We start from the raw sequence: 24,835 nt of genomic DNA, 5'->3' as shown, positions 1-24,835 counted from the left end.
GTGTAACCCATGGATGCAAATATTCAGCAGTTCAAAGCGGAATTCTTCAAGGCCCTTGCGCATCCGATGCGTATTCGAATTCTTGAAGTCCTGAGCGAGGGAGAGCGAAATGTGAATGAGCTTCAAGCCCTGCTCGGGTCTGAGGGATCAGCCGTATCACAGCAGCTGGCGGTTTTGCGGTCCAAGAATCTGGTCAACAGTGCCAAGGAAGGGACCTCTGTCATCTACTCTCTCCGGGACCCTCTGATCAAAGATCTGCTTGCTGTAGCAAGACAAATTTTTAACAACCATTTGGTTGAGGCCATTTCGCTGCTGGAAGTTATGAAAGAGAACTAAATGATAGAAAAGCTCCATTAAAGAAGAAGGAAAAGAAGGTTTGTATGAATGAAATGGACAGGACGTTATCAAGGTTATCAGCTTTCTTCATTACGACAGGATCTTATTGCAGGGAGTATTGTCGGTATTGTTGCCATTCCTTTGGGAATGGCCTTCTCCATCGCTTCCGGCGTTAAGCCGGAGTACGGGCTTTATACCACCATCATTGCGGGTATTCTCATCGCACTCTTCGGAGGCTCTAGGTTCCAAATTGGAGGGCCTACCGGTGCATTTATCCCCATTCTACTCGCGATCGTCATGCAGTACGGTTACCAGAATCTTCTCATCGCAGGATTCATGGCCGGCTTCTTCCTCATCCTGATGGGCATCTTCAAAATAGGTACCCTGATCAAATATATCCCTAAGCCGGTGACCATTGGATTTACAGCGGGCATCGCTGTTACGATCTTCACCGGGCAAATTGCCAGCTTCCTGGGACTCACAGGCATGAAGCGGCATGAGGACTTTCTCTCGAATATGCGTGAAATCGGGTTAAGGCTGCCCTCGATCAACTTCTATAGCGTTATCACCGCCTGCCTATGCCTTGCAGCACTTCTCCTCACGCCCAAAATTCTGCCGAAAATACCAGGTTCTCTAGTAGGTCTGCTGATTTCTACGCTCGCCGCCGCCTGGCTGTTCCCTGGACAGGTTGCTACGATCGGTTCAACCTATGGTCCCATTTCCGGCGGATGGCCACAGTTTCACTGGCTCCCTATAAGCTTGGATCAAATAGTTAACCTAATTCAGCCTGCTCTCATCATAGCCATGCTTGGAAGCATTGAATCCCTCCTGTCCGCCGTGGTTGCTGATGGAATGACCGGAGTCCGCCATAACAGCAACCGGGAGCTAATTGGACAAGGCATCGCCAATATGGCTGCCCCACTGTTCGGAGGGATCCCGGCGACCGGCGCCATTGCAAGAACAGCGACCAATATCAAGAACGGTGCCGTATCTCCTATTTCAGGAGTCGTTCATGGGTTCATCGTTCTGCTGGTGGTATTGCTATTCGCACCTTATGCCTCCCATATCCCGCTGGCCAGCATGGCGCCGATCCTGATGATGGTGGCATGGAATATGAGTGAGCGGAAGTCATTCACTCATATGCTTCGGACCAAAACAGGAGATTCCTTCATTCTAGTTGTAACCTTCCTGCTGACCGTACTTACAACACTTACTACCGCTGTGGAAGCCGGGCTGGCGCTCGCTGTTGCCATGTTCTTCTTCCAGATGAGCCGTTCTCTGAAGGTAGACAAGGTGCTGCCGGATCCTACCTTGAAGAATAAGATTATGCCGCATATGGTATCAGAAGATCATGACTGCCCTCAGGTAGAAATCTATAATATGGAGGGCCCCTTGTTCTTTGGTGTGACGGGATCGCTGGAGAATTCCAAGCTTCGCCTAGGTGAAGCCTCTGATCTCAAGGTGCTGATTCTACGAATGGGCAAGGTTCCCTTCATGGACACAACCGGTGAAGCTAATTTTGCTGCCATTGTGCGGGAGTACATAAATCTAGGGGTTCTTGTTGTCGTTGTGGGCCTTCGTCCTCAGCCTCTAAGCCTGATCAAGAGAACGGGGACTTGGGATTTAATTGGAGCAGAGCGTGCCTTCGAGCACGTTGATGAAGCCTTGTCTTTTGCACTGAACCAAGTTAACAGCAGCCATTGCTTAGGTTGTAAACATTTAGCCTTTAGGGAATGTCCCGTTCTTAGCAGTGCGGAATCCCCTCTGAGGACACCCGGTTCTCTCCAAGGAAGCTTCCAGCAGTGACACTTTCTAGCATCGACACATGAAATTATCTAAAGTAAAAGGGACTTCCCTTATCCTGAACTGTCCGATGGTTAAATTTAGGCTAACCATAGAGACAGACCATGGACTAAGAGGAGTCCCTTTTCATCATACTCTTATTGCTGCTGATCCGCCGGATAGACAAGCCCCAGCTGCTTGCGCGCCTCTTCCATAATCTCGGCTACAGCAAGGGAAGTAGCCCACGAGTTGGTAGCAGACTGCTGATTGCCTTGACGGATCAGTTCCATAAACTCGATCGCCTCATACGTCATAACCGGCTTGTCCTGCTGAACCTCAACGCGTTCTTCTCGGCCATCCCGGTAACGGATGAAGAGTTCACTAGGTTCGCTAATCTTATCAATTACCAAGCAGGCATCCTCTCCCTGGATTTCAGAAGGCAGCGAAGAATCCGTGATTTTGGAATACATGACGACAGCATCCATTCCCTCATATCCAGTAACAATCGATCCTTCTCCATCAACACCGGATTCCAGCATAACCCCTGTCGCTTTGATCACAGAAGGCTTGCCAAACAGTGCTACCTGCGGGTACAAGCAGTAGATGCCCAAATCCATCAAGGCACCGTTGGAGAACTCGGGCTTGAAGGCATTCAGCACATTGCCTCGTCTATATTCATCATAACGCGAAGAGTACTGGCAGTAATTAGCGAAATAACGCCGCACCTTGCCCAGCTTCGGCAGCTGCATCCGAATCGCCTCAAAAGCGGGCAGCATGGTCGTCTTCAGCGCTTCCATGAGCACCACTCCGTTGCGCTCTGCTGTATCAAGCATCTGCCGGACTTCATGCACATTGGAAGCAAGCGGCTTCTCACAGAGCACATGCTTGCCATGATTCATGCACAGCATAGCCTGCTGGGCGTGCAGGGAATTGGGACTTGCTATGTATATGGCATCCACATGCTCGGATGCAGCAAGTTCCTCGATGCTTGTAAACCACTGGGGAATCCCATGCTTCTCCGCAAATTGCTTAGCCTTCTCTTCCGTTCTAGAGTAAACTGCTGCAAGCTCGAAGCCTTCAGCCTCACGGGCAGCCTCCAGAAATCGCTCGGTAATCCAATTAGTACCTATAACTCCGAATCGAATCATAACCATTCCTCGCTTCTTAGTCTAATTGCCTGTGTAGGTCATGCCTTAAGCATATCATTATTACCCTCAATTTGCGATTTATCAGCGGTTAATCTAAAACCCGTAAAAACTTGCAACGGCTTGAATCATCCTGTGCTATAATCGAATCTGCCTGTGCCGCAGACGGCCACAGACAAAGTTATTATAGGAGATGCTATAGCTTAACATGGACAATCACAAAGGCAGACATTCTTTTGAAATTTTGTATGTAGTTGGAATCCTTGCCATCTCATTCTCTTCCATCTTCGTTCGCTGGTCAAATGCTGAGGTCTCCGTCGTCGCCATGTACCGGCTCTACTTGACCAATCTGCTTATGCTGCCGCTTGTATGGAAATACCGCCGCACCCTGTTCGGGCTTACTTCAAGGCAGTGGCTGCTGCTCTGCCTATCCGGAGTCATGCTGGGGCTTCATTTCCTGCTGTGGATGAGCTCACTACGGCTGACCACTGTGGCCAGCTCTACGGTGATCCTGACCCTGGAACCTATCCTGATCGCCATCGGCTCCTACTGGCTGTTCGGCGCTAAGACCAATCGAATGATGGTGCTAGGCATGGCCATCGCAGTTATCGGCTCCATTGCTATCGGTTCTGGCGATTTTGGACTATCAAGCTCAGCCCTGCTTGGAGACGGACTTTCTCTGCTTGGAACGATTGCCGTAGCGGTACATATGCTGATCGGCAAGCATCTTCGTGAATCCCTGAGTGCATTTGTATATAACTTCTGGGTGTTTGCGATAGCTGCCTCCTCCCTTGCGGTATATAATCTCTTTCAGGGGTACTCTTTTGGCGGCTACGCTCCGCGGGAATGGGGAATCTTCCTGCTTCTGGCGATTGTTCCTACCTTGTTCGGACATTACCTGTTCAACTGGCTGCTTAAATATATGAGTGCATCCTCTGTCTCCATGGCTGTCCTTGGCGAGCCCGTCTTCTCTACAATTCTGGCTTACTTCCTTCTGAAAGAAAGCCTGACCGCATTGCAGCTGATCGCAGGCCTGTTCATCCTTGCCGGGGTGTGGATCTTCATCCGGTATGGACAGGATAAGCCTCATGGGCAGAAATCTAAGCAAGTTGCCATCGCTGCGAAGAGACCAAAAGCAAGTTAGCTGCTCTCCCTTCCTTATCACCAGAGCTGCCTGAATCATATGAAAAGGCTCATCTTAACCCAGATTGATCTGCGTAAGATGAGCCTTTTACTAAGTTATATTTTGCTAAGACTACACGCCTACCAGTTCCGCGATCGGCTTAATCGCTTTATAACTGGCCTCCCACATCGCATCCCTTATTGCTGCGGGAACATTTTGCGGTATCGTACGTGCCACGCCATCCCGTACTGCAGTCAGAGCCACAGCCTCTGCCACCGCTGCAGAGACGGAGCGCAGGTCATTAATCCCCGGCAGCAGGGAGGCCCCGGGCTCTAGCGCGTTAGTGATTGCAGCTACGGCTTCCGCTGCCGCAGCAAACATGCCCTTTGTGATACATTTTGCCTTCACAATAATGGCTCCCAGGCCTAGCCCAGGGAATACAAAGGCATTATTGGACTGTCCAATCTGATACAGAGTGCCTTCATAAGACACGGGCTCAAAAGGACTGCCTGTTGCGATAAGCGCCCGCCCTTCGGTCCAGGCGAGCAAATCTAACGGAACCGCCTCGGCCAGGTGGGTCGGATTCGACATCGGCATGATGATCGGACGCTCTGTATGCCGCGCCATCTCCCGCACTACCGCTTCCGAGAAGGCGCCGGCAACGCCGGAGGTCCCGATCAGAATCGTCGGCTTCACCTGGCGAACCGTCTCCAGCAGGGAGACGATTCCTTGCTCACTGCGCTCCCAGCCTTCAATCTCCTCGGCACGCCGGACGTAAGGCTTCTGAAAGCTCAGCACGCCTTCGGTCGCATCTGTAAGCAAGCCGCGCTGATCATAAGCCCAGAAGCGGCTTCTTGCTTCCTGCTCGCTGAGTCCCTCTTGCATCATCGCCGAGCAAATTTGATCCGCGTTCCCGATCCCGGCGGCTCCAGGACCGAACACAAGGATGCGCTGGTCCGACAGCTTCTGCCTTGTCACCTTCATGGCAGACATGACGGCAGCGAGCGTCACAGCGCCGGTGCCCTGAATGTCATCATTGAAGGTAAGGATCTGCTCCCCATATTTATCAAGAATTTTCCGCGCATTCACGTTGCCCAGGTCCTCCCAGTGCAGTAGAGCTCCAGGAAAATAGCGAAGCGCCGTAGTAACATATTGATCAATAAACTGCTCATATCGTTCACCGCGTATGCGTTCATGGCGATTTCCGATATACATCGGATCATCGAGCAGCTTCTTATTATTCGTTCCCGGATCGAGCACGACAGCCAGCACCCGGCTCGGGTCGATCCCTGCGGCTGCCGTATAGACAGCCAACTTGCCAATGGATATATTAATCCCGCCGACTCCCCAGTCTCCAATGCCAAGGATACTCTCCGAATCGGTAGCTACAATCAGATCAATGTCATCCGGCTGGAGCTCCAAATTCGCAAAGGCCTTCTCCATACCATCGGGGTCGTCAATGGAAAGATAGATTCCGCCAGGACGGTGATATTCATGGCTGTATTGCTGGATAGCTTGTCCTACCGTCGGTGTGTAGACAATCGGCAGCAGCTCGCTTAAGTGCTCTGTCAGCAGCCGGAAAAACAGCACCACATTGCGGTGAAATAAATCGTTCAGCGCCACGTTTTTGCGCAGATTGTCGGGCTGATTCTGCAGCTGTTCATACACCCTGCAGACCTGCTCCTCGATCGTTATGACAATGGGAGGAAGCAGTCCGCACAGTCCCAATGACTCCCGCTCCTCCAGCGTAAAGGCAACTCCCTTGTTCAGAAGAGGATCAGCCAGCAGTTCTTTTCCTCTTAAAGATGTTTCAATAGATCCATGATTCATAAGCTTGAAAGCACGCATTTCTATTCCTTCTTTCATCAGCCCCTACAAGGGCCATTAACATTCCGCCCTAACAGTATATTCCTAAATATATGGGCTGGGAAGCCGGAAAATGTAAAATACTTAACAATTTGCGGAACGAAAAGAACCCACGCCTCTTACTAGGCCTGGGCTCCTTAATATGTAGAGATCATTTTTGTCTTGAATCAGCAGCAGCTTTCATTTTTTCATTCAAAATATCCGCAAAGCTCGCGGCCTTCTCTACTCTCTCTTCTTTTCTTACGGGCGCTGTACTTTGAGGTCTAAAGTATTGGTGATTGTAGGCCATCATACTATGTACATTTAAGCTCACTTGCTTCAACCTCCCGAACAAAATGACTTCAAGCATTTTTGTTCTATTAACCTGAAGTTCCGGGTTTCAAACAAAAAATGCTAAATTCGGGAGAATAGTTACAGTTCTTAAGGATTCAAGCAGCTCAAGCTTATAACCCAGGGCCCGGCTTGTGCCTATAGGGCCATACTTACACTTCGTTCCTCGGTCATACTTTATGGCGATAAGGCTGATTCCCTTGGTCAGCAAATGTACCTATCTGCACTACACCTTAAGTCCCCTGCTGAGTAATATCCCCGGCCGCCTCCCATTCCTCGCGCAGCAGCCCCATGCGGATGGAGTCATAATATACGCCTTGATAAAGCCGACATTTTCTCATCCTGCCCTCAAGCGTCATCCCCAGCTTCTCACCAACCCTCATCATCCGATGATTGCCGGACCAGGTTGTAAAGCCAACCCGAACCAGCGGAAGAGTCTCGAAGAGATGGGATATCCATAGGCGGAGCGCTCTTGTTCCAATCCCTCCGCTCCAGTATCCAGGATCATAAATCCCGATCCCCATCTCCAGCCAGCCGGACGGCTCATGCTCCCAATAATAACTGACTGTGCCGATAAGCTCTCCATCCACTTCAATTCCCCAGTAGTCTTCTTGATCAATATACTGATCCTGCTTCTCCAAAAAAGCCTCCAAAGATACCTGATGATGTTCAAAGTATGGAGCATCCCATTTCTTCCATTCGGGCGCCTCTTCCTTATTCTTTAGCTCCCAAAGCCTGAGCATATCCTTGTCACAGAGTGGGCGAATCTTAAGTGTCTGCACTTGTTCATTCATCTTCCTTCCCCCTTAGGCGAATCCTATATGCCTACCTTACGCCAGTGCTGTACTCGACCACAAGATAAAGAACGATTATATTCATTAATGAACGTGACTTGCAGCAGGCCTATGAGTCATGGGATGATGACAATTGGGCATGTCTAGTGACAATTCTCGAAGTTACTATAAACATAAATAGGTGCCTTTTAATACTGGAGGTAAAAATGATCAACCAACCGATTCTTACGTTATATGAGAAAAAAGAAATCACCGAGGAACAGCTTGCAGAAGTGTTAGGGGTCATTCCGAATGCTCTTCTTCTCTACGATGAAGGCTCTTCTATGCAAGCAAGCGATATTGAGCAATGCCTGCCTCATGAATTACCTCAAGCCCTGCGTCCCGCTGTGCAGCAACTATATAATCTTATCGTTAAAATCTGTCACCAATATGATCATCCTGAAGGCTATGAGGTGCTTCAAGACTGTCTCAGTCTGCAAATGGATCTCTGGAGTGAGGGAATTCTGAAGCTTCGTGAATGGGTTGAGTGGCTGGATAGACTAAACCAGGGAAATATTCACCTGCCCAACTATGATTTCGAACAGCTGCTGGGCCTAGTGCCTGAAGGATTCATGATTCAAGATTTCCATGATGAACTGCTATTTGCTCTTGAGCAGGAAGAGCGTCATTCCTGGGCCATGCGTGAACTGCAAGGCCTATATGCAAAACTTGGCGTAACAAGTGGAGCCTAAGGAAGCTGAACGAGCAGGGGAAAAATAAACGCTGGTCATCCCTGTTCTGGAAAAATCCATTCCCTCATCAATAAAGAAGAGCCGAGCAGATCCAGGATTTTATCTTTGGATCTGCTCGGCTCTGATGCAATACCTAATTCACGACTTTTTTATCGCAATATAATATGCTTTACAAAGAAATCGCCGTATCCAGCGCCACTTCCATCATCTGATTAAATGTTGTCTGCCGCTCCTCGGAGGTCGTCTCCTCACCTGTCAGCAAATGGTCACTTACCGTCAGGATCGTCAGAGCATGGACACCATACTTGGCCGCAAGCGTATAAAGGGCTGTTGTCTCCATCTCTACACCAAGTACACCGTAAGCCATCATCTTCTTGGTAATCGAAGTGTCATCCCGGTAGAACATATCCGAGGTGAGAATATTGCCGACATGCAGCTTCAGCCCCTTCTCCATACCGCGCTCATAAGCAGCCTTCAGCAGTGGGAAGCTCGCAATTGGGGAGAAATCGAATCCACCGAACTCATGATGATTCATGCTGGAGTCAGTACAAGAGGCCTGTGCCAAAATAACGTCGCGAACCCGCACATTCTCCTGCATACCTCCACAAGTTCCAACGCGGATCAGGTTCTTCACGTTGTACTCACGAATCAGTTCATTCACATAAATGCTGATTGAAGGCACACCCATTCCTGTTCCTTGTACAGAAATTTTCTTGCCTTGATAAGTTCCGGTGAAGCCGAACATCCCACGGACTTCATTGTAACAGGTCACATCCTCTAGATAGGTATCTGCAATATATTTGGCACGCAGCGGATCGCCGGGCAACAGAATCGTTTCTGCAATATCTCCAGGTTTGGCAGCAATATGTACACTCATTTTCATTGGTCTCCTTTGTGATCAGGTTTGTTTGTGGTTAACAGTTTCATCAAGCACGATGCTCTAACCTATCATAGCATGGATGTCCTCTTCTTCAAAAACGAAAAGGAAACCAAACCATTACGGAATACAAAAGAAGACCGCTGTTCATACCTATGTCAAAATCAGGTATATCACAGCGGTCAATCATAACTATTTAAGCATTAGATCAAAGTCTTAATTATCCTTCAAATCCTCAATGGATTTGATATCAATATAAGACGGTACAACAAGGCCAGTCTTCACGCCTGTCATATTCGCACCAAGATCCTCGACTTGGTCTTTGAACTTGCTCCAGTAGTCGGCATGTGTCAATGGAAGCCAAGCAGCAGCCGTTGCATCAACATCTCCATTGGCTACCCCTGTCCACATTGGACCTGCTTCTACTTGAAGCGCAGTTACCTTGTATCCCAGCTTGCTTTCAAGAATATATTTGATCAGATTCGTGCTGGCAATTTCGGAATCCCAAGCCACATAGCTGAGCTTAAGCTTATTCCCCTTCACTGGCGTCAAATCCTTAATCCATGGAGCAATAACTTCTTCATGCGCATCCGCCCACTTCTTCGCAGCTTCTTCCGGAGCTGCGCCTTCCTGGATGGCTGTCATGATCTCGCCCATCTGCTTGTCGGTCCATTCAAACCGGTCAAGAAATTCATAGGCAACCGGCTCGTCCTCTTTGAGGCCTTTGCGGACAACGGTATGAATTTCTTCAGCCTCGCCATACGACTTCTTAGGATCATCCAGGTATTTCAAATCATATTTGGAGAACATCCAGTGCGGTGTCCAGCCGGTAATAATAATCGGCTCTTTATTCTTAATGGCTTTATCCAAGGTAGCTGTCATCGCTGCCCCGGAGCCTTCGATCAGCTTCCAGTCACTCAGGCCATAATCACCGATGGCCTTGGTGGTGGCCTTCATAATGCCGGCACCCGGGTCAATCCCGATAATTTCATGCTTCACTTGATCACCAACAGATCCGCTGCCTGACCCACCTGTACTGGATCCAGCGGAAGTCGACTTATTGCGTTCCGGGTTACATGCGGCCAGGGCCACCACCAAAACAAGGCTTAACACGGCGACTAGCAAGTTACGTGTTTTCATTTTGCAATCACTCCTCAAACTTTAGTCTCATGATATGCATCACGCTCCGGATTTAAGCCCGGCGCGCCCGCTTACGATTCGGCTTGAACAAATTCTGACTTAGACGGTCCAGAACAATCGCCAGGATGACGACAACAATCCCTGCTTCAAAGCCCTTGCCGATTTGCAGCTGAGTTACAGCGCGGTACACCTCTGCGCCAATCCCTTGCGCCCCGATCATCGAAGCGATCACGACCATCGACAGCGACAGCATAATCGTCTGGTTCACACCGGCCATTAGAGTCGGCATAGACAATGGTAGCTGCACCTTGAACAGCTTCTGCATGGAGGTCGAGCCGAAAGCCTCTGAAGCTTCAACGAGCTCGCCAGGCACCTGCTTGATGCCAAGCCGGGTCAAGCGAATGGTTGGTGGAATCGAGAAGATTACCGAAGCGATGACACCTGGGACAACCCCTAAGCTAAAGAAAGTAACGGCCGGCAGCAGATATACAAAGGCTGGCATCGTCTGCATGAAATCCAGCAGTGGAATAATAATGCGGGATGCAGACTCCTTATAAGCGCACCAGATGCCAATAGGAATTCCGAGTACGATCGAGACAATTCCGGAGGTGACCACTAGCGCAAGGCTGTCCATGGTCTGCGACCAGTAGCCTAGATTATAGATTAGGAAGAATCCAATCATTGAGAATAAGGCCAGCGGCAGACGTCCTGCCAAATAGGCGAGTACACCGAGAATAACAATAAACAATATTGGATGCGGCAGCATGAACAGTGTGGCAAAGCTATCCACAATGGCTTCAATCACATTGGAAATAACATCAAACAACCCCGATAAATGCGTGGACATCCAATCCACAATAGTCTGAATCCAATCAGCGAGCGGCAGTTTCGGCAACATGAGCCTCGCCTCCTTCCCATTCGATTTCTCCGGCGAGCGCTCCAAGCAGAGCACCGCGGACGATCACGCCGATCAAGCGGCCTTGATCATCAACAACCGCTACAGGCAGCTTGGCCGAGCTTGTGATCTCAAACAGTTCGCCGATCAGTTGATCGGGGGCGACACGCGGCCCGTCCGTCAGCATAATATCCTCAAGGGATTTCTGATTCTTGATCGCAGCTGATGCGTCCTCAGCCGTAATTACACCGAGCAGATGCTTAGTACGGTCAATAATGAAGAGGTTTGAGATGCCTCGCTCCCTCATCAGTTCCAGCGCAACCCGAGGACCGCGGTCCAGTGTAATCGACTCTGGTCTGCGCATCACATGTGACGCGGTGAGGACCTTGGACAGATCCACATCCTCCACAAAGCGTTCCACATAGCGGTTCGCCGGATGAATCATAATCTCTTCCGGTGTCCCGATCTGTACAACCGCACCATCACGCATGAGTGCGATACGATCCCCGATCCGCAGTGCTTCATCAAGATCATGGGTAATGAAGACAATGGTCTTCTTCATCTTCTCTTGCAAATCCAGCAGCTCATCCTGCATATCCCGGCGAATCAAAGGGTCCAAGGCGCTGAACGCTTCGTCCATGAGCAGCACTTCAGGATCATTCGCCAGCGCTCTGGCCAGACCCACCCGCTGCTGCATCCCGCCGCTCAGCTCGTCAGGTCTTTTATTCTCCCAACCCTTCAGTCCAACCAGTTCCAGGGACTTAAGCGCCTTTTCGTGCCGCTCTGCCTTTGGCACCTTCTGAACCTCAAGGCCATATTCCACATTCTCAACTACCGTACGGTGCGGGAAAAGCGCAAACTTTTGAAAGACCATGCTGATTGTCTTCCGCCGCACCGTGCGAAGCTGCTCTTTGTTCATTTTAAGGAGGTCTTTGCCATGAACGAGAATCTGGCCGTCTGTCGGATCAATCAACCGGTTTAGCATTCGCACCATCGTAGACTTTCCGCTTCCGGACAATCCCATAATGACAAAAATTTCGCCTTGCTTAATATCGAAGCTGACCTGGTTAACGCCTACCGTAATCTGTTTCTCTTTGGCCAGCTTCTCTTTGGTCCAACCTTCCTTCAGAAGCTTTATCCCTTGCTCAGCATGGGGACCGAACAGCTTGCTGACTTCTTTCAATTCTAATATTGTCATATAAACTACACCCCTCTTCATACTTCAATCCGCTAGTTGTCCCTTAGGAAGGACCGCGGATTTCGGCTGTGAAGCTTAACCAAGATAGTTAGCAATTCCGTTAAAAAGAGATAAGAGCTGCAGCAGATCACATCGCCCTTATCCGGTGACGCTTCATGCTTTTCGATTTATCTGGTTAGTAAGCCGTATAAATCCACTAATTTAAGTCGATCATGTGTCCAACGGTTACCATTGTAACAGTCTATTGGTTTTCATTTCAACCCAAATAACCGTACATAAAGAACGTACAGTAAAAACTGTACAAACTTATACTTTAAAATGCTCTGTTTTTCTCCTTTATCCTCCCTCATTCATTTCTTTACTTTATGGAGTTGGTTTTCTACAATAAAAAACGTATTCTGACAGCAATCATCAGAAATTGCATAACTAAAGATAGGAGGGTGCAAGCATGAGCTTGGACCAGTTAAGTGAGGAGCAGCAATCCTCTCTTCACAAGCTTAGGAAGAGAGTGATTGAGAATATCGGACGGAACATGGACTTGTATGGCTTTACGCTGTCCACCGGCCATTTGTACGGGCTGCTGTTCTTCGCGGATAAACCGATGACATTGGATGACATGGGTAGAGCCATGGAAATGAGCAAGACCAGCATGAGTACCGGAGTAAGAGCCCTGCTGGATTTGAAAATGGTCAACAAGGTGTGGGAAAAGGGGTCCAGAAAAGATCTGTACGAGGTCGAGTATGACTGGTATCAGACGTTCGTAGACTATTTCGCCATCAAATGGAGAAAAGCCGTAGAGAGCAATCTTCAAGCACTGCATCGTGCCATGAAGGAAATGAGGAAGCTTCTGGAGCAAGAGCAGCCTGATGCCCTCATCACCTCCTATATTAAGCGCGACCTTGAAAGAATGGCTGAAGCAGAAGCCTATTACCGCTGGCTCGACCGGCTGATCGATGCGATGGAAGACGGGGACTTGTTCGATCTTGTTCCTAAAGAGCTGCCTGTACTGCCAGAAACCCTATAATATAATAAATTGGGTATGTCCCTATAGCCTCCGATGAAACCATCGGAGGTTTTTTGCAAGTGATCATGATACAATGTCAGATGGACTTATCACTACAATTCAGAATAGATTCGGAGACTTCATGAACACTCAACTGGAAATACCTTATTTACCTAATCGGGAACCCCTTCGTTCCCGTCTAAACAAACGCATTAAGGGGACTTACCGCTACGATTCTCCTTTCTGGAGCGCAGGTTCTATCGGTCTGTGGCTCTCTACCTGCGTATTTTTTACTTTTACGGCTATGGGCCTGCCCACCGGATGGGGAACCGTACTGGATATCATATTATTCATTGCAGGCGGCACATTGGCCATTGCGGCTGGAGCCCATCTGCTGGCGGTGCTGTTAGCAGTAACCGGGCTGCCTGCACCCCGGCTCTTTCTGGGTACATTAATAGCGGCTTATACAGCCGTGCTGCTTATATTCGGAATTTCGGATACGGGGTGGCTAATCGCCGGAGCGATTGCTGCCTTTGCAGTGCTTGCAGGGGCCCTTGGCGGCATGGCTGCCGGGGCCCTATGGCTTCCTCGCTCCTGGAAGGTTAGGCTTATCTTGTCCTTCACCGCTGCCATCCTGTGTGCAGCGCTTATTTATGTTCTTATGTATGGAAATCCTCTTCCACAGCAGCCGGATTATCCGAAGGCCAGCGAGGCTTATGCTCTTCAAGCCTCCAATCCGGCTGAGCCTGGAAGCTTCAGCTACAAGAGCTTCACCTACGGAAGCGGAAAGGATGATCACCGTAAGGAATTCGGAAGTGAGGCCGGCCTGCTCTCCACTTCGGTGGATGCCTCGGGTTATCTCGGCGGATGGAGCGCGGGCAGAACGAGCTTCTGGGGCTTCGGCCCGGATCAGCTGCCGCTGAACGGTCGGGTATGGATGCCGGAAGGAGCGGGCCCCTTCCCGCTGGTGCTGCTCGTTCACGGCAACCACCTGATGGAGGATTATTCAGATGAAGGCTATGCTTATCTGGGAGAGCTTCTGGCAAGCCGGGGATACATCGCCGTATCTGTCGATGAGAACTTCCTGAACTATTCTGCTTGGACAGGAATTCCGGATAATGACATGAAGGTTAGAGCCTGGGTGCTGCTCAAGCATTTACAGCAAATCGATGCCTTTGCAATTGATGTGAAGAGCCCTTTTTACAAGAAGGTTGACTTTGACAAAATTGCGCTGGTTGGGCATTCAAGGGGCGGCCAGGCTGTCGCGATGGCTGCGGATGCCAAGAGCTGGTTCCTCACGGACAAGACGCTGCGGGATCTTGCCAAGTACAAGATCCGCAGTGTCATCGCTCTGGCTCCGACCGACCGGAGTGTAGACGGCACCCAGGCTAGGCTCCTGGACATCAACTACCTGGTGCTGCAAGGAGCACGTGACGGCGATGTGAATGACTTCTACGGAGACCGCCAATATAATCGCGTATCGTTCTCAGAGTATTCCTCGGCCATCAAGAGCTCCCTTTACATTGCGGGGGCCAACCACAGCCAATTCAATACAACCTGGGGCGGAAGAGACTTAAGCTTCCCTCAAGGCATGCTGCTGAGCAGGCGCCAGATTATGCCAGCCGAGGAGCAGCGCCAGGTCGCCAAGGTGTATGTATCGGCCTTTCTTGAAGCCACAATCAAGGACGCCAGGGCCTATACAGCCCTGTTCCGGGACTATCGTACAGGATTGCAATGGCTGCCAGACAGCGCTTATTTCAATAGGTATGAAGATGCCGGCTATGGCAAAATCGCCGATTTCGATGAAGATACCAAGAAGAATACTATTAACGGTGGCACAGCAGAAGGCAAAGATGTAACCTGGACAGAGGTAGACGCCTTAGACCGGGATCAGAACAAGAAGGGAACTAGAGTCCTCTCCCTGGAGTGGACGAAGCCCTCTGCCGCCTACTCCCTGCTACTGAATCGCTACGATCTCGGCCTGAACTATACCCCGCCAAAGATGGACGGACTAACCTTCTCCATGGCGAACCTGAACTATGAGAGCGGGTCGAAGAACTTGAATCCTGCAGACTCACCCGAGATCAGCATTGAACTGGAGGATGATAGAGGGGTTACCGCAAGTCTGCCGCTGGAGCGGTTTCAGCCCGTGCTGCCTCTTCCGGTGAACACTTATACTTGGAACTCTTGGCTGGAGAAGCGAGTTGAGAATGGCAAGTACGCCCATTCCACAGAAGCTGTGTTCCAGACGTATCTCATTAACTTTACTTCCTTCACAGAGGAAAATAACCAGCTCGATCCGGACCGTCTCGTGCGGGTCAGCTTCAAGCTCGGGAGAGGCCCGGGCAAAGTGCTGCTGGATGACATTGGATATATTAAATCTGAGCGCAGGTCCTCAGGAAGTGTACAAACTCGTTAATCAGCGATGCCGGGCTTCCTTCCTTGCGGTAAGCCGCACCAAGCTGCAAGCGGGGATCCTCAAGTCCCGGCACCTTCAGCATACGGATGCCACCTCCTTCATTCGCTTCATTACCGGCAAGCGCTTTTCGCGAGAAAAAGGCTACACCCGCTCCTGCCCGCACGGCACGGCATACACCTTCAGGCGAAGCAGCTGTCAGCGGGGACCACAGATTGATAGCGTGCTGATCGGCCCAAGCTTGTCCAATGCGGTCAAGCTGGGAGCCGGGAGCGTGGCGAACAAACCGCTCCTGCCCTGCCTGCCCAGGGTCCAGCTCTTCCAGCAGCACCCACGGATGGTCAGCCGCGCAGATCAGCACGACTTCATCCTCATTCCATCTTTCAAATGCCAAGGGCAGCTCTAATGCTGCCCTTTCTTCTATAATTGCCGCATCAATCTCCTCTACCATTAACAGTGCCTTAAGCTTCTGTTCAGGCTCCACCTGGACTTCTATACGGATCCCCGGATGACGTTTCAAGAAATCTGCAATGACAGGCATCATCAAGCTCTGAACAGCAGGCTCAGCTCCAACGCGCAGCGTTCCCCTCCCCATCCCTTTATACTCCTCCATCGTACGAAGCGCTTCGTTGTGCAGCGACAGCATCTTCTGTGCATAAGGGTACAGAGCTCTGCCTGCCTCTGTAAGTACAATTCGACCTTTCCTGCTGTGGAAGAGGGGAACGCCCAATTCCTCTTCAAGGCTTTTCATATGAAAAGTAACCGTGGGCTGCTTCAGCTGAAGTTCTCTAGCCACATCCGTTACCTTTTTATATTTTTCAATCAAAACCACAATATTTAATTTGAGCAGATTCATAGTTCGCTCCCTCATTCTATTTTCAATTCAAACTATAGAGTAATTATATATTAGAATAGAAAAATTATATGTATATTTATCATTCTCTTTACACTCTTCTGACTTTTCACAAATGTACGGGTTTTATAATTCTAAATGTCGACAGCAATCGTGCCTGTCAAAAACAAAAATGTTGGAGGAGAACTCAAAACTATGAAATTAAAGAAACCCTTCCTCTTGATTCTGACGCTGGCTTTGTCCATTTCGCTAGCTGCGTGCGGAAACAACAAAAACAGTAATGCTGGGGGCAGCACTAACACAGAGAAAGAAAATACTGGCAGTAAGAATACGACTCAGACTTCCGATCTTAGCGGTTCTATTCTAGCTTCCGGTTCTACCGCGCTTCAGCCGCTGGTTGACCAAGTAGGCAAGAAATTCAATGAGAAGAATCCTGGCGTCTCCGTTCAAGTTCAAGGCGGCGGAAGCGGCACTGGGCTGACTCAAGTATCCGGCGGTCAAGTACAAATTGGTAACTCTGACGTGTTTGCAGAAGAGAAATTGGACGCATCTGCAGCAGCTGAGCTTAAGGACCATCAAGTTGCCGTAGTTGCTATGGCAGCTGTAACGAATAAAGATACTGGCGTAACCAACCTGACCAAACAACAGCTGGTTGACATCTTCACTGGTAAAATCACCAACTGGAAGGATGTTCAAGGCAAAGATCAGCCGATCGTGATCGTGAACAGACCTAGCAGCTCCGGCACTCGTGCTACATTCGAGAAATTCGCATTGGGTCAAAAAACTGAGGATATCAAAGGCTCCATCCAAGAAGATTCCTCCGGTACAGTTGCGAAGATCGTTGCCGAAACACCTGGCGCCATCGGTTACCTTGCACTTTCCTACATCGACGACACTGTTCAATCCATCAGCTATGACGGCGTTGAAGCGACTGTAGATAACGTAGCTTCCGGTAAATACCCGGTATGGGCTTACGAGCATATGTACACAAAGGGCGAGCCTGATGAAACAACCAAAGCATTCCTGGACTACTTCCTCTCTCCTGAAGTTCAAGACAGCGACGTGGTAGACCTTGGATACATTCCAGTCTCCAAAATGCAAGTTAAACGCGATGCTGAAGGTAAAATCGTACAATAATTAATAGCACATCACGGATCCTGACTTAAGCATGAATTATAGTAAGAGGCGGAAGAATCCCAACTTCTGCCTCTATTTTCACTTTTAATCAGAAAGAAGGACACTCATGAAAGCTAATAACGAGGCCCCTGTGCTGTTCAGGAGACACAAAGCCGAAGAGTGGATCGGCCGAATCTATACAACCGTCTGTGTCTTGTTTCTTATCGTCATCATTTTCTCCATCGTTTACTTTGTCGCGACCAAAGGCGTAGCTACTTTTGCGGTTGATGGTGTAAGTATGTCCGAATTCCTGTTTGGGAACAGCTGGGGGCCGGATGATAACAAGTTCGGGGCACTGCCCTTCATTGCTGGCTCGTTCATCACCTCCCTGCTGGCTGCGCTCATTGCCAGCCCGCTTAGCATCTGTGCATCCCTGTTCATGACCGAAATCGTTCCCTCCTGGGGGAAAAAGCTGCTGCTGCCTGTCATTGAGCTGCTGGCCGGAATTCCTTCCGTTGTCTACGGCTTCATCGGTCTTACCGTGCTGGTTCCTTTCCTGCGCGATACGTTCCCTGGACAAGGTTATGGTGTAGCGGCAGGGTCCATCGTATTGTCCATCATGATCCTGCCTACAATTACAAGTGTCGCTACCGATGCCTTGGGATCTCTTCCCCGCAACCTGAAGGAAGCCTCCTACGGGCTTGGAGCCACTCGCTGGCAGACCATCTCGGGCGTTGTCCTTCCAACGGTTCTGCCCGCTGTGTTAACAGGGGTTGTGCTCGGTATGGCACGCGCCTTCGGTGAAGCCTTGGCTGTGCAGATGGTCATTGGTAACGCGCCTTATGTGCCGACTTCATTATTTGAATCTGCATCCACGCTTACCAGTGTAATTACTTTGAATATGAGCAATACGGTTATGGGAACCGTTCAGAATAATGTCCTGTGGAGTATGGCTCTGCTTCTCCTGTTCATGACCTTCATCTTCATCTTCGTTGTCAGATTGCTTGAAAGGAGAGCCAAAATATGAGAGCCAAAGTCATAGACCGCATTGCTACCACGGTCATCGTCTTTTTCGCCCTGCTGATTGTCGGGCTCCTGCTCGGTATGCTTGGGTTCATCCTGTTCAGAGGCATCAGCCATATCAGCTGGGACTTTCTCACTTCGCCTTCTGAGACGATCAAAGCAGGCGGCGGGATCGGCCCGCAGCTGTTCAACTCCGTCTACCTGCTTGTTCTGACCATGATCATTACGATCCCTTTGGGACTCGGGGCAGGGATTTATATGGCAGAATACGCCAAACCGAACCGCCTAACGGCATCCATTCGTCTAATCGTTGAAGTGTTGTCTTCCTTTCCTTCGATCGTCGTTGGCCTCTTTGGTCTCCTGCTGATCGTTCAGACCTTTGACTTGAAATACTCACTCATGTCCGGTGCCTTGGTTCTAACCATTTTCAATATGCCGCTAATGGTGCGGATTACAGAGCAGGCCTTCCGCAGCGTGCCTAAAGAGCAGAAGGAAGCTGGGCTAGCCATGGGATTATCACGTTGGAAGATTATAACATCCATTCTCTTCCCTGTCGCGCTGCCTGCCATTATTACAGGCACGATCCTGGCTGCCGGACGCGTATTCGGTGAAGCTGCAGCACTGTTGTTTACTGCGGGGATGACCACCCCGACCCTTGATTTTACGAACTGGAATCCATTCGATCACAATTCTCCGCTGAATCCGATGCGTCCTGCCGAGACACTGGCCGTCCACATCTGGAAGGTCAACAGCGAAGGGATTGCCTCCGATGCCAAGGAGATCGCCGCAGGGGCCTCCGCCGTCCTGATTATTATGGTGCTCGCCTTCAACCTGCTGGCCCGCTGGCTCGGACGGGTATTGTACCGCAAATTTACGTCGATAAAATGATGGAATAGGGGAATAGAACATGACGGATATTCTGCGTACCGAAGATCTCAAAATCTTTTATGGCGAGAACGAGGCGGTGAAGGGAGTTAACCTATCTTTTCCCGAACGCTCCGTGACCGCATTAATCGGCCCTTCTGGCTGTGGTAAATCGACGTTTTTGCGCTCGCTTAACCGTATGAATGATGAAATCGCCGGCTCCCGGATGACCGGAAACATCTGGATCGGCAACCAGAACATCAACAGCTCGGACACGGATGTCACCGTTCTGCGTCAACGGATCGGTATGGTTTGGCAGCGTCCAAATCCTTTTTATAAATCCATTTATGAGAATATAGCGTTCGGACCTAAGTATCATGGCATCAAGAATAAGAAGAAGCTGGATGAGATTGTGGAGGATAGCCTTAGAAAGGCTGCTCTATGGGACGAGGTAAAGGACAGATTGGGCCAATCCGCCCTCTCTTTATCCGGCGGACAGCAGCAGCGTCTGTGCATCGCCCGCGCGCTCTCGGTCAATCCGGACATCCTGCTGCTAGACGAGCCCGCTTCGGCTCTCGATCCGGTATCCACATCCAAGATTGAAGAGCTGATTACCCAGCTCAAGGAGCAGCTGTGCATCGTAATCGTGACCCACAACATGCAGCAAGCAGCACGGATCTCCAACTACACGGCCTATTTCTACATGGGCAACCTGATTGAATATGATGAGACCGAGGTCATCTTCACCAACCCGTCGAATCCGATGACCCAGGAATACATCTCCGGCCGCTTCGGCTGACGGATGCTGTTACAGACGGTGTTGTTACAGATGGATGTTGTTACAGATGGATGTTGTTACAGATGGATGTTGTTACAGATGGATGTTGTTCAGATGGAACAACAAGAGAGGGAGCCTTGTCCTTAGGCTCCCTCTCTTGCTTTATTTAACTGGCCTTAACTTACCTTACCTTAAGCAGGGCCTTTATAAAGATGCTTAGAGCAGGCTGATCCGCCCGCTTCAGCCAATTCTGAAGCTGATCTTCTTCGCCGTGCATATACCAGGCCAGCTTCTCCTGAAGCTGAGCCTCGTATGCGGCGGAGGATGGGGAGGCTTCCGCTTCTGACTGCATGCTTCTTATATAAGATGGCCAATCCGCCATTTTATCTATGGACATGTCATGATCCGTATAGTGTTCTGCTGCCTCTAAGGCCTTGGCAAAGCCTCGCCCGTCTGCCAACAGCAGAGCCAGATAGGCGCCAATAAAGCGATGATCGATGTCCATATCGAGTGCTTTCTTGAACTGCACTTCGGCCTCCTTCAGCTTACCCTGCTTCATTAGGGCGGTCGCATAAATGGACAAATCATAGCTGTCAGGGGAGCTACCCGCTACTTCACGCATCTTCGCATAGTAATTATTGAATTCCTTCCAATTCTCCTGATCATAATAGTAGCTTACAAGTCGCCACAAATTGCTCGTCGATGGCTTAACCGCAGCGAGCCGCTTCATATAGGGCAGAGCCCGGTCTCTGGCTGTCTTGTCTTGATCTTGATTTGCTTCCAGAATTCGCACCACCATACGCAAGCTATGCAGGTCTTTGGGCTGCGTCTTAAGCACCTGCAGATAAGCCTGAAGGGCTTCAGGATACTTCTTCTGCTTAACCAGCTGATCCGCCGGGGTTAACGTGCGGGCCTTCAGCTGAAATAGCGGCAGGTTGCCCATAGTCGACTCGTTCAGCCGGTATCCGTTGCTGCGTGTGATCAGCTGGTCCCTGCTATCGTAGGCCTCCACATTCCAGAGGAATTCCCCTTCCGAATTCGCAAAGCCAAGCATTGTCACAGGATCAGGGAGGTTATCTTCATTGGAATAAGCTATGCCCGTAGTCTGGTCATACAGATCTTCTAGAGATACTGAGATTTGATGATCCTGGATATGAGTCAGAAAAGAGGCTGCAATCCAGCCGCTATCCACCTTCATGCCCGTTAACAGCTTATAATAAGCTGCCCCCTCTACAGGCTCCCACTCGAACTTAACGTGATCACCTGTAATCACTTGTTCATTCGCCGGGGACTTCAGCTCCATCAGCCTTTGTAATACGATGGTCTGCTCCACATGCTCCTTGCCCTTGATCTCAATCCACTTCTCTCCTTTATCCGGCCAGACCCAGCCGTCGATCTGAGAGTAAGTCAGTCCCAGAAACAATTGATAACTTCCCGGAGCGACCCCTTCAAAGCGGTAGCGTCCCTCATCGTCGGTCATTGCTTTGTAGGGCTCCTCATCCCTCAGGCTATGATTCATGTCCTGCTGCAGCCGCAAATAAACACTTGCTCCGGTCAGAGGGGTTCCATCACTGCGCTTGACCGTCCCTTCCACCGTGCCCGCAAGCTGGCTGCGGACATGCCGGGTCAGTTCCTCCTGCAGTCTCGTCCATCTTCCCTTGGCATACCAGCCCAAGTCTTGCGGCAGTCCATCCGCCTTCAGCACCTGCAGAATCGGCTCCGCAAGCTCCGGCTGCCGGTGATCCATGTACCAGCGCGCTCGCAGCAGCTGAACGCCCGCTTCCAGGTCCGATAGCTTCCGCTTCTGCACCCGGGTAAGGGCCGTATCCAGCGCCTGCAAGGTCTGACTCCCTTGACCAGACTGGGCATCCGCATAATACAGAGCCTCAGCCGCCCGAATATAGTATTTATCCAGCGGTCCAGCCTCCACATACCGCTTCAAGTATGGGCTCGCTTCTACGAGGCTGAAGGGCTGCTGCCCGTTTGCTTCACCATTCCATTCCGTAGAAGCTCCAATCATAACATCATATAGACTTTGTCCGAACAACTCGAATTCGGGAATCATGTATTCCTGGATATGCTGCCAATACTTCTGGGTGCCGGCAGACTGATCAATGACTTCCCGTAATTTTGCCTTGCCGGCATCAAGATGCTGGCTGGCCTGCTTCTCTGCAAGTGCAAGCTCCATGCGAGGAGCCGCCCAGATGAAGCACCCGGCGAGCACAATCATGCCCAAGAGAACAGCTGCCAAATGCTTGACCTTAATTCTCAGCTTCAATCTGGGCCACCCGCCTCTCATATACTTCTCTATCATAAACATTGTTCCATACTTCAATCAGCTCTCGCTTGCCGCTAACTTCGCTTATGCTATGGCTATGGAGCACCTGCTGCTTGGTCAGCAGCTTAGGAGTCACGAGCAGCGCCCCTGCCAGCAGAAGCAGCATGACCGCCCCAGCAATAGGCAGCAGCGATATCTCCAGCTCCCGGTTCCACCATGCAGCCATACGTCCCTTAAGTGAGTGCGGATGGGTTCGCCGAATGACCTCCTCCGCCTTGTGGAAGACAACGGCCTCAAGTTCCTGATCAAGACATTGTTTGATTCGTTCCCGTTCCCGCTCGTTCTCCATCGGGCATTCCCCCTTCCTCCAGCAAATCCTTTAGCTTGCTTCTCCCTCGGGCCAGCCGAGATTTCACAGTGTTCTCCGAACAGCCCAGCGCGTGGGATATTTCCTGTATAGACCAATCCTGATAATAGTAGAGCATAATCACTTCCCGATAAATGAACTTCAGCCGGTGAATCTCTCCCATTAAGCGCCTGCTCTCCGAGCGCTCTACCGACTGCTGCTCTGGACCGGAACGAAGATCCGGCACACGATGCTCCTCGGGGAGTGTGCTTGGCAGAATTCGTCTCCAGCTCCAGGACCGCTGCCTCGCCCGACACCGGTTCACTACAATGCGCACCAGCCAGTTCCTGAGCTTCTCCGGCTCCTTAAGCTGGGCAATCTTCTCATAGGCCTGCACGAAGGTATCTTGCACGGCTTCCTCTGCGGCCTGATGGTCCTTGAGAAGCAGCGTTGCTGTGCGCAGCAGCATATCGCCATACTCTTCCATTAACGCTCGAAGCGCAGCTTCCTCTCGGTTCATCAAACCTTTTATGACATCCAGGGCCTCTCCCCCCTCTTCTATACATTTAGATGCCTGCTGGCAGATATGAGGTTGCATAAAATGAAAATATTCTCAATTATATAGAAAGAACTAAGAAATAAAGGTTATAGGGCCGTATTAGGCCTTGATAAATAGAAAGTTCAATGTAAAACTTTAGTTCAATCTGTATAAATAAAAAAAGACGCTAAAGGTGAACTCTATGTTCGCTTCGCATCTTCTTCTGGATGTTCCTTGGGCACCAAGTCAAAGATTTCGCCGCTTTCCAGCACATCAATAAACCTGTCGAGCCATTTATAATATTTTACAGCCTCCGCCATTCTTTGCCGGTCTTCCTGCAGCACTTGCCGGAATGTCTCATCTTCCGCCATCTCCAGCAGCTTGTCCGTTTCGGCTATGGTGCGCTTCATGACGATCAGATTAGCCTCCACAGCCTTCCTCCACTTAATGGCAAAAAAGTCCGTAAACGTCTGATACCAGTCATATTCGACTTCATATAAATCCTTACGTGAGCCCTTCTCCCATACTTTATTGACCATCTTCAAATCCAGCAGCGTACGGACTCCTGTACTCATGCTGGTCTTGCTCATCTTCATTTCCGTGCCCATTTCATCCAATGTCATAGGCTTATCGGCAAAGAACAAAAGTCCGTATAGATGCCCTGTAGATAAGGTCACCCCATAAAGATCCATATTCCTGCCTATAGCCTCAATAACACGCTTACGGACCTTCAGTAATTCGGCCTGCTCCTCCGGACGGAGATCACCAAAGCTCATGCCTGCAATCCTCCTGATATCAGCTGTATCTGAACTAACATTCAATGATATCCATTGTATGTAATGACCCTGAGAATGTAAAGAAATACAAATAGACAGACCGCCAAGAGAACTTGGCAGCCTGCCTTTCAGGTTTTTCACGGTATCCCGGAAAATCAGTGAGAAGAAAACTTCGGAGGTACCCTGCTGTTCCATTAAAACCAGAATGTTCTGGTAATGATAACCAGCAGAATGAACAGCACCAGGATCACGCCTGTGGAAGTAAATGCGCCACCGTATGACATGTAAATCCCTCCTTTTGCGTAAACTCAAAATTATCCTATGCAATAGCTGCTTCAGTCGATATGGACATCCGCCTTTCCTCAAGCTGTCAATACAGAATGGGGCTTTTCGCCTAAGCATTCAGCCCGCCGCTGCATATTCTAAGTTATAGAATGGGTTAAGCGAGGGATTTTATGGCAAAAAAAAAGAAACAGTCCGCCGCAGACCAAGAACTCTCGGCAGATGACTTGGCCATGATTGGCGCCGGGCTAACCATATTGGGGGATCTGTTCGCCCTGCTCGCTTTGGTCAAAGCCAAGCAGGAGGACGAAAGCAGCAGCTCCTAGAGTAAGCCTGACAGGCACA

25 protein-coding genes are annotated in these 24,835 nt (G+C 50.0%); 11 read left to right on the top strand and 14 right to left on the bottom strand.

Going from position 1 to position 24,835, the window contains the following annotated elements; all coding sequences use genetic code 11:
• Window positions 1–9 precede the first annotated feature (9 nt).
• A complete protein-coding gene (locus DCC85_RS05465) occupies window positions 10–336 on the top strand; it encodes an ArsR/SmtB family transcription factor (protein WP_108464662.1) in 327 nt (108 codons plus the stop codon).
• Window positions 337–384: 48 nt separating this feature from the next.
• The gene (locus tag DCC85_RS05460) at window positions 385–2,142 is read left to right on the top strand and encodes a SulP family inorganic anion transporter (RefSeq protein WP_108464661.1); all 1,758 of its coding nucleotides are present in this window, start codon (window positions 385–387) and stop codon (window positions 2,140–2,142) included.
• Window positions 2,143–2,276: 134 nt separating this feature from the next.
• Here the strand turns inward: DCC85_RS05460 and DCC85_RS05455 are convergent, their stop codons facing one another.
• Window positions 2,277–3,266, bottom strand: coding sequence for a Gfo/Idh/MocA family protein (locus DCC85_RS05455; protein WP_108467744.1), 990 nt, complete (start codon window positions 3,264–3,266; stop codon window positions 2,277–2,279).
• Window positions 3,267–3,471: 205 nt separating this feature from the next.
• On the opposite strand from DCC85_RS05455, the gene DCC85_RS05450 reads away from it, so the two are divergent.
• Complete coding sequence (locus DCC85_RS05450) at window positions 3,472–4,407, top strand: DMT family transporter (protein ID WP_108464660.1); 936 nt, start codon at window positions 3,472–3,474, stop codon at window positions 4,405–4,407.
• A gap of 111 nt (window positions 4,408–4,518) precedes the next feature.
• Here the strand turns inward: DCC85_RS05450 and DCC85_RS05445 are convergent, their stop codons facing one another.
• The 3 genes from DCC85_RS05445 to DCC85_RS05440 all read right to left on the bottom strand — a co-directional run bounded on the left by DCC85_RS05445 (window position 4,519) and on the right by DCC85_RS05440 (window position 7,376).
• Window positions 4,519–6,234 (bottom strand): NAD-dependent malic enzyme, encoded by a 1,716-nt coding sequence (locus DCC85_RS05445; RefSeq protein WP_108464659.1) that lies wholly within the window; start codon window positions 6,232–6,234, stop codon window positions 4,519–4,521.
• 169 nt (window positions 6,235–6,403) lie between these two features.
• Window positions 6,404–6,565 carry a hypothetical protein gene (locus DCC85_RS22890; RefSeq protein WP_159081794.1) on the bottom strand — a complete coding sequence of 54 codons (162 nt, stop codon included), beginning with the start codon at window positions 6,563–6,565 and terminating at the stop codon, window positions 6,404–6,406.
• A gap of 250 nt (window positions 6,566–6,815) precedes the next feature.
• Window positions 6,816–7,376: a GNAT family N-acetyltransferase gene (locus DCC85_RS05440; RefSeq protein ID WP_108464658.1), complete on the bottom strand. Its 561-nt coding sequence runs from the start codon at window positions 7,374–7,376 to the stop codon at window positions 6,816–6,818.
• Window positions 7,377–7,582: 206 nt separating this feature from the next.
• Here DCC85_RS05440 and DCC85_RS05435 point away from each other — a divergent pair, with 206 nt between their 5' ends.
• Window positions 7,583–8,107: a hypothetical protein gene (locus DCC85_RS05435; protein WP_108464657.1), complete on the top strand. Its 525-nt coding sequence runs from the start codon at window positions 7,583–7,585 to the stop codon at window positions 8,105–8,107.
• Between the two features lie 169 nt (window positions 8,108–8,276).
• On the opposite strand, the gene deoD is transcribed toward DCC85_RS05435, so the two are convergent.
• The 4 genes from deoD to DCC85_RS05415 all read right to left on the bottom strand — a co-directional run bounded on the left by deoD (window position 8,277) and on the right by DCC85_RS05415 (window position 12,217).
• On the bottom strand, window positions 8,277–8,984 hold the full coding sequence (gene deoD / locus DCC85_RS05430; protein ID WP_108464656.1) for a purine-nucleoside phosphorylase: 708 nt from the start codon (window positions 8,982–8,984) through the stop codon (window positions 8,277–8,279).
• Between the two features lie 216 nt (window positions 8,985–9,200).
• A complete protein-coding gene (locus DCC85_RS05425) occupies window positions 9,201–10,124 on the bottom strand; it encodes a glycine betaine ABC transporter substrate-binding protein (RefSeq protein ID WP_108464655.1) in 924 nt (307 codons plus the stop codon).
• A 52-nt stretch (window positions 10,125–10,176) separates the two neighbouring features.
• Window positions 10,177–11,022: an ABC transporter permease gene (locus DCC85_RS05420; protein WP_199909980.1), complete on the bottom strand. Its 846-nt coding sequence runs from the start codon at window positions 11,020–11,022 to the stop codon at window positions 10,177–10,179.
• Window positions 10,997–12,217 (bottom strand): quaternary amine ABC transporter ATP-binding protein, encoded by a 1,221-nt coding sequence (locus DCC85_RS05415; protein ID WP_108464654.1) that lies wholly within the window; start codon window positions 12,215–12,217, stop codon window positions 10,997–10,999. Before DCC85_RS05415 ends, DCC85_RS05420 begins: the two co-directional genes overlap by 26 nt.
• 448 nt (window positions 12,218–12,665) lie before the next feature.
• On the opposite strand from DCC85_RS05415, the gene DCC85_RS05410 reads away from it, so the two are divergent.
• Window positions 12,666–13,241: a GbsR/MarR family transcriptional regulator gene (locus DCC85_RS05410; RefSeq protein WP_108464653.1), complete on the top strand. Its 576-nt coding sequence runs from the start codon at window positions 12,666–12,668 to the stop codon at window positions 13,239–13,241.
• A 121-nt stretch (window positions 13,242–13,362) separates the two neighbouring features.
• Window positions 13,363–15,639: an alpha/beta hydrolase family protein gene (locus DCC85_RS05405; protein ID WP_108467742.1), complete on the top strand. Its 2,277-nt coding sequence runs from the start codon at window positions 13,363–13,365 to the stop codon at window positions 15,637–15,639.
• Here DCC85_RS05405 and DCC85_RS05400 read toward each other — a convergent pair.
• Window positions 15,596–16,492, bottom strand: a complete 897-nt coding sequence (locus tag DCC85_RS05400) for a LysR family transcriptional regulator (protein WP_159081793.1) — start codon at window positions 16,490–16,492, stop codon at window positions 15,596–15,598. The genes DCC85_RS05405 and DCC85_RS05400 overlap by 44 nt on opposite strands.
• Window positions 16,493–16,684: 192 nt before the next feature.
• On the opposite strand from DCC85_RS05400, the gene DCC85_RS05395 reads away from it, so the two are divergent.
• The 4 genes from DCC85_RS05395 to pstB all read left to right on the top strand — a co-directional run bounded on the left by DCC85_RS05395 (window position 16,685) and on the right by pstB (window position 20,291).
• Window positions 16,685–17,626, top strand: coding sequence for a phosphate ABC transporter substrate-binding protein (locus DCC85_RS05395; RefSeq protein ID WP_108464651.1), 942 nt, complete (start codon window positions 16,685–16,687; stop codon window positions 17,624–17,626).
• Window positions 17,627–17,732: 106 nt separating this feature from the next.
• Window positions 17,733–18,632: a phosphate ABC transporter permease subunit PstC gene (gene pstC, locus DCC85_RS05390; RefSeq protein WP_108464650.1), complete on the top strand. Its 900-nt coding sequence runs from the start codon at window positions 17,733–17,735 to the stop codon at window positions 18,630–18,632.
• Complete coding sequence (pstA, locus tag DCC85_RS05385) at window positions 18,629–19,516, top strand: phosphate ABC transporter permease PstA (RefSeq protein ID WP_108464649.1); 888 nt, start codon at window positions 18,629–18,631, stop codon at window positions 19,514–19,516. Before pstC ends, pstA begins: the two co-directional genes overlap by 4 nt.
• Window positions 19,517–19,535: 19 nt before the next feature.
• The gene (gene pstB / locus DCC85_RS05380) at window positions 19,536–20,291 is read left to right on the top strand and encodes a phosphate ABC transporter ATP-binding protein PstB (protein WP_108464648.1); all 756 of its coding nucleotides are present in this window, start codon (window positions 19,536–19,538) and stop codon (window positions 20,289–20,291) included.
• A 160-nt stretch (window positions 20,292–20,451) separates the two neighbouring features.
• On the opposite strand, the gene DCC85_RS05375 is transcribed toward pstB, so the two are convergent.
• From DCC85_RS05375 to DCC85_RS23130, 5 genes are all read right to left on the bottom strand, one after another.
• Window positions 20,452–22,548 carry a carboxypeptidase-like regulatory domain-containing protein gene (locus DCC85_RS05375; RefSeq protein ID WP_159081792.1) on the bottom strand — a complete coding sequence of 699 codons (2,097 nt, stop codon included), beginning with the start codon at window positions 22,546–22,548 and terminating at the stop codon, window positions 20,452–20,454.
• Window positions 22,532–22,897 (bottom strand): hypothetical protein, encoded by a 366-nt coding sequence (locus DCC85_RS05370; RefSeq protein WP_108464646.1) that lies wholly within the window; start codon window positions 22,895–22,897, stop codon window positions 22,532–22,534. Before DCC85_RS05370 ends, DCC85_RS05375 begins: the two co-directional genes overlap by 17 nt.
• A complete protein-coding gene (locus DCC85_RS05365) occupies window positions 22,854–23,414 on the bottom strand; it encodes a sigma-70 family RNA polymerase sigma factor (RefSeq protein ID WP_234414448.1) in 561 nt (186 codons plus the stop codon). The genes DCC85_RS05370 and DCC85_RS05365 overlap by 44 nt, the downstream gene beginning before the upstream one ends.
• A gap of 218 nt (window positions 23,415–23,632) precedes the next feature.
• Window positions 23,633–24,208 carry a GbsR/MarR family transcriptional regulator gene (locus DCC85_RS05360; protein WP_108464645.1) on the bottom strand — a complete coding sequence of 192 codons (576 nt, stop codon included), beginning with the start codon at window positions 24,206–24,208 and terminating at the stop codon, window positions 23,633–23,635.
• Between the two features lie 194 nt (window positions 24,209–24,402).
• A complete protein-coding gene (locus DCC85_RS23130; RefSeq protein ID WP_199909979.1) occupies window positions 24,403–24,492 on the bottom strand; it encodes a sporulation protein YjcZ in 90 nt (29 codons plus the stop codon).
• A gap of 171 nt (window positions 24,493–24,663) precedes the next feature.
• On the opposite strand from DCC85_RS23130, the gene DCC85_RS23125 reads away from it, so the two are divergent.
• Entirely contained in the window at window positions 24,664–24,816 is a 153-nt protein-coding gene (locus tag DCC85_RS23125; protein WP_199909978.1) for a hypothetical protein, read from the top strand.
• Window positions 24,817–24,835: the final 19 nt, after the last annotated feature.

The organism is Paenibacillus sp. CAA11, assembly GCF_003060825.1.
Taxonomy (GTDB): domain Bacteria; phylum Bacillota; class Bacilli; order Paenibacillales; family Paenibacillaceae; genus Fontibacillus.
The sequence above is the reverse complement of the archived record's forward strand: the minus strand, read 5'-3'. Positions and strand labels throughout refer to the sequence as shown.

Coding starts and splice junctions, on each gene's coding strand:
- DCC85_RS05360 (WP_108464645.1), bottom strand. CDS start 24,208: ATGAGCTTTGGTGATCTCCGTCCGGAGGAGCAGGCCGAATTACTGAAG.
- DCC85_RS05370 (WP_108464646.1), bottom strand. CDS start 22,897: ATGGAGAACGAGCGGGAACGGGAACGAATCAAACAATGTCTTGATCAG.
- DCC85_RS05440 (WP_108464658.1), bottom strand. CDS start 7,376: ATGAATGAACAAGTGCAGACACTTAAGATTCGCCCACTCTGTGACAAG.
- pstC (WP_108464650.1), top strand. CDS start 17,733: ATGAAAGCTAATAACGAGGCCCCTGTGCTGTTCAGGAGACACAAAGCC.
- DCC85_RS23125 (WP_199909978.1), top strand. CDS start 24,664: ATGGCAAAAAAAAAGAAACAGTCCGCCGCAGACCAAGAACTCTCGGCA.
- DCC85_RS05410 (WP_108464653.1), top strand. CDS start 12,666: ATGAGCTTGGACCAGTTAAGTGAGGAGCAGCAATCCTCTCTTCACAAG.
- DCC85_RS05445 (WP_108464659.1), bottom strand. CDS start 6,234: ATGCGTGCTTTCAAGCTTATGAATCATGGATCTATTGAAACATCTTTA.
- DCC85_RS05465 (WP_108464662.1), top strand. CDS start 10: ATGGATGCAAATATTCAGCAGTTCAAAGCGGAATTCTTCAAGGCCCTT.
- DCC85_RS05400 (WP_159081793.1), bottom strand. CDS start 16,492: ATGAATCTGCTCAAATTAAATATTGTGGTTTTGATTGAAAAATATAAA.
- DCC85_RS05435 (WP_108464657.1), top strand. CDS start 7,583: ATGATCAACCAACCGATTCTTACGTTATATGAGAAAAAAGAAATCACC.
- DCC85_RS23130 (WP_199909979.1), bottom strand. CDS start 24,492: ATGTCATACGGTGGCGCATTTACTTCCACAGGCGTGATCCTGGTGCTG.
- deoD (WP_108464656.1), bottom strand. CDS start 8,984: ATGAGTGTACATATTGCTGCCAAACCTGGAGATATTGCAGAAACGATT.
- DCC85_RS05395 (WP_108464651.1), top strand. CDS start 16,685: ATGAAATTAAAGAAACCCTTCCTCTTGATTCTGACGCTGGCTTTGTCC.
- DCC85_RS05405 (WP_108467742.1), top strand. CDS start 13,363: ATGAACACTCAACTGGAAATACCTTATTTACCTAATCGGGAACCCCTT.
- DCC85_RS05420 (WP_199909980.1), bottom strand. CDS start 11,022: ATGTTGCCGAAACTGCCGCTCGCTGATTGGATTCAGACTATTGTGGAT.
- DCC85_RS05415 (WP_108464654.1), bottom strand. CDS start 12,217: ATGACAATATTAGAATTGAAAGAAGTCAGCAAGCTGTTCGGTCCCCAT.
- pstA (WP_108464649.1), top strand. CDS start 18,629: ATGAGAGCCAAAGTCATAGACCGCATTGCTACCACGGTCATCGTCTTT.
- DCC85_RS05425 (WP_108464655.1), bottom strand. CDS start 10,124: ATGAAAACACGTAACTTGCTAGTCGCCGTGTTAAGCCTTGTTTTGGTG.
- DCC85_RS05455 (WP_108467744.1), bottom strand. CDS start 3,266: ATGATTCGATTCGGAGTTATAGGTACTAATTGGATTACCGAGCGATTT.
- pstB (WP_108464648.1), top strand. CDS start 19,536: ATGACGGATATTCTGCGTACCGAAGATCTCAAAATCTTTTATGGCGAG.
- DCC85_RS05460 (WP_108464661.1), top strand. CDS start 385: ATGAAATGGACAGGACGTTATCAAGGTTATCAGCTTTCTTCATTACGA.
- DCC85_RS05450 (WP_108464660.1), top strand. CDS start 3,472: ATGGACAATCACAAAGGCAGACATTCTTTTGAAATTTTGTATGTAGTT.
- DCC85_RS05365 (WP_234414448.1), bottom strand. CDS start 23,414: ATGAACCGAGAGGAAGCTGCGCTTCGAGCGTTAATGGAAGAGTATGGC.